General features: G+C 59.6%; 3 protein-coding genes. 2 read left to right on the forward strand and 1 reads right to left on the reverse strand.

Translation table 11 applies throughout. The annotated features are described in order from the left end of the window. The first annotated feature begins 176 nt into the window (after positions 1-176). Positions 177-1,514 carry an alpha/beta hydrolase family protein gene (locus tag K7W42_RS22570; RefSeq protein ID WP_224577653.1) on the forward strand — a complete coding sequence of 446 codons (1,338 nt, stop codon included), beginning with the start codon at positions 177-179 and terminating at the stop codon, positions 1,512-1,514. A 179-nt stretch (positions 1,515-1,693) separates the two neighbouring features. Then, entirely contained in the window at positions 1,694-1,963 is a 270-nt protein-coding gene (locus K7W42_RS22575) for a hypothetical protein (protein WP_224577655.1), read from the forward strand. Here K7W42_RS22575 and K7W42_RS22580 read toward each other — a convergent pair. Continuing rightward, positions 1,954-2,634, reverse strand: coding sequence for a hypothetical protein (locus K7W42_RS22580; protein WP_224577657.1), 681 nt, complete (start codon positions 2,632-2,634; stop codon positions 1,954-1,956). The two genes, K7W42_RS22575 and K7W42_RS22580, sit on opposite strands and share 10 nt — an antisense overlap. Positions 2,635-3,013: the final 379 nt, after the last annotated feature.

A 3,013-nucleotide genomic window follows, 5' to 3' on the forward strand; every position in this document is an offset into this window, starting at 1 on the left:
ACGCCCAACCCGATGGCTCTCGGGCTGCGTATCGCGCGCCAGTTTTTTCTCATTTAACAGTCAAATTGTATTGAGGTCGGATATGGCTTCTACCGCGCCTGACCGTCGTTGCCCTGACATTGAAGAGTTGAAAACAGCATTTACACTGAGCCATCTGACTTCCCCCGAGGTGACTCATGTTCAAGCTGCGTGCCCCTGCTGGTCTCATCCTGCTCTCCGCTCTCCTGCCCGCCTGCGCCCCCACCGCCACGCAGCCCCCCGACTCCACCGCGTTGACTGCCGCCATTCAGCGCGCGGCCGCCTCGTCTCCGATCACGGCCCTCACGATGACACCGACCACAGGCGGCCTGCGGGTCAATGGTCGTCTGAATGGTCGCCTCTTCACCGCTCAGTTCCCTACTGATTGGAACCAGCAGGCCGTGTATTACACCCACGGCTATACCCTGCCGTCACCGGCGCAAGACACCGTCGCCACCGACCTCATCACTCAAGACGACACCGGCGGCCTCATCCCCGAAGCCTACCGTCAGGGCTTTGCGGTCGCCCGCACGGTCTACGACAAACGCGGTTTCGCGGTGCGCAGCGGCATTGAGAACACCATCGCCCTCAAGCGCTTTATTGACCAAGTCGGCGTGCAGCGCAGCTACGTCACCGGCGGCTCCATGGGGGGCAGCGTGTTGATGGGGCTCATCGAGAAATATCCCACGGACTTCGTGGGCGCGCTGTCGGCCTGTGGCGCGGTGAGTGACTGGCAATTTCAGGTCAAGTACCTCACCGATTTTCGGGCCGTGTTCAACTACTTCACGGCCGGGACGGCGTACGCGCTGCCTGGCACCGAAGACGTGACCCGCTCAGCCCCTGGCCTGAAAGGCGAAACGATGGTCAAAGCGCTGGGGCCACTCTTCCTGAAGGCCAAACTGAATCCGCGCGGCCCCGAGCAGCAACTCTTGGACCGGATCGTCAGTGCCGTGCCTGGTGTGCAGGCCAAGGCCGACATCACGACGTTCTTCAACACGCTGGCGGCCCAGTTGTTTGGCCTGGATGACATCAATGCCACAGCGGGCGGCATTTTTGTGCAGAACACGGACACGGTCTATACCAGTTCGCTGCTCTCTGCGGAAGACAACGCCGCGCTGAATAGAGGCATTCAGCGATACACGGTGTCCTCACCGGCGGCGGTCGCCTATCAACAAGACTGGTACAGCGCGACCGGGCGGTTTCAGACCAAGCTGCTGACATACCACAACACGGCAGACGCGCTGGTGCCGTTCGAGCATGAAGCGCGGCTGCGGGCCCGGGTCGAAGCGGCGGGGAACACCGCCAACCTGGTGCAGCAAGTGGTGGACCCGAAGCTGGAGACGCTGTCGCGGGTGTTGTTCCTCAAATTGGAGGGCGTGACGCACTGCGGGTTTACGCCCGCGCAGAATGTGTTTGCGTGGAACGAATTGCGCCAGTGGGTGGAGACCGGGACGCGGCCCCAGGATGGCCTGAATATTACCCGCCCGCCCCGCTAAGGCGAACTCCCCGAGGGGTCACCGCGTTTAGATGACGGTGGGCGACCTTAAGTGGCTCTCCATCACCCTGACTGCATCGGCTTTCTTCTGGAGGGTGGCCGGTAAAGTGGGCCTACGCCTTCTTCTCGCTCCACCACGGACCGTCTCCCCCTTCGGATGGACGCTGCCCAGGTCTGTTCGTGACGCGCCCCATCACCGTCGCGCTCACTCCCGCCCTCATTGAGTCGGTGCTGGCGTTGGCTTCCCCAGGTGACGAGCTGGACGAGCGCACGGTCATGAGCCAGATCGGCCAAGCGCTCACTCACGCGGTGCTGGCCGCGTTGGTGGCGCAGGGGGAGGTGACCCTGGTGCCTGGACCAAGCCATCTGCTCACTGCTGAACCACGTCTCCAATTCATCCTGTGGATGCATCAGCGTTCAGCTCGACGTTTCTCTATCCTTCAGCGGTAGATTGGGAACGTGACGGAACCTGCCTTCGTGTCCCAGTGACCGACGCCCCACTTCAACAAACTGACCCACTTGCTGCCGACCTGTTGTCCGATGGTTAAGGTGCTCTGAGAGAACTGGTTTTTCGTTTGTGAAGCGGTGTATTTGACCACGACGACATTTTTGCCCGGTTTGAGGAAAGGGGTCAGATCAAAGTTTCCATCGCTGCTGAGGGTACTCACGCTCTCGCCGTTGAGAGCGACATCAAATTGAGCAGGTTGAGACGGATGAAATTTCCCGAAGAGACTGACTTTCCCGAGTTTCCCGGCGCCAGACGGCTTCCCGATGAATGTGAAGGTGCTGGTGCCCGCTTTCGTGTAGACATCGGAGTCTTTCTTGAAAAGGGTTCGCCATTGACCGTTCTGCCCAGCACCCAGGGTCAAGGTGCTCTTGGAGAATCGATTTTCATTCTTTCCGGGATCAACGTTGACGGTAAGGGTGTTCTGACCTGCTTTGACCCAGGGCGTAATGTCGACGTTGCCGTCAGCGGCGCGGTGGAGGAGGAGCGTCTGCCCGTTGAGGGCGACTCGGAAGGTGGCGGGTTGCGACGGGTGAAAGTCTGTGGCGATGACGTACTGTTCCGCGTGGGCGACTGCGGTAAACGTGACCAGGAGGCTGAGGATGTGGAATTTCATCCCTGAGTGTGTCCGCCGACGAGTTATGAAGCATGAGACAGATCATTAGCGGGTTGTTGGAGAAGGGCTGCTGTGCGCTTCTAGCTGTACTTCGGAGAATATCCCCGGCGATTCAATTTTCATGTTAGATATGACTCGTGCTGCACAGCATTACTTAGTGGCCCGTGAATCTCCCCGCAAGTACAGCTAGACCCCTGGCAGTCGAACCGGGCGGAATTCATTCTGACGTGTCTACAGAGGGATGCGGTTCTGGTCAAAACAATCTTGGGGCTTGATTGACCGGGACACCACGGGAAACGAAGCGCGTTTCCAAGTGTGCTGTGCTGGCCGCATACTTTTGCTTTCGCCACCAGTATCGATTCGATTCGTGTCGTGACCC

The sequence above is a fragment of the Deinococcus betulae genome (assembly GCF_020166395.1).
In the GTDB taxonomy this organism is placed as follows: domain Bacteria; phylum Deinococcota; class Deinococci; order Deinococcales; family Deinococcaceae; genus Deinococcus; species Deinococcus betulae.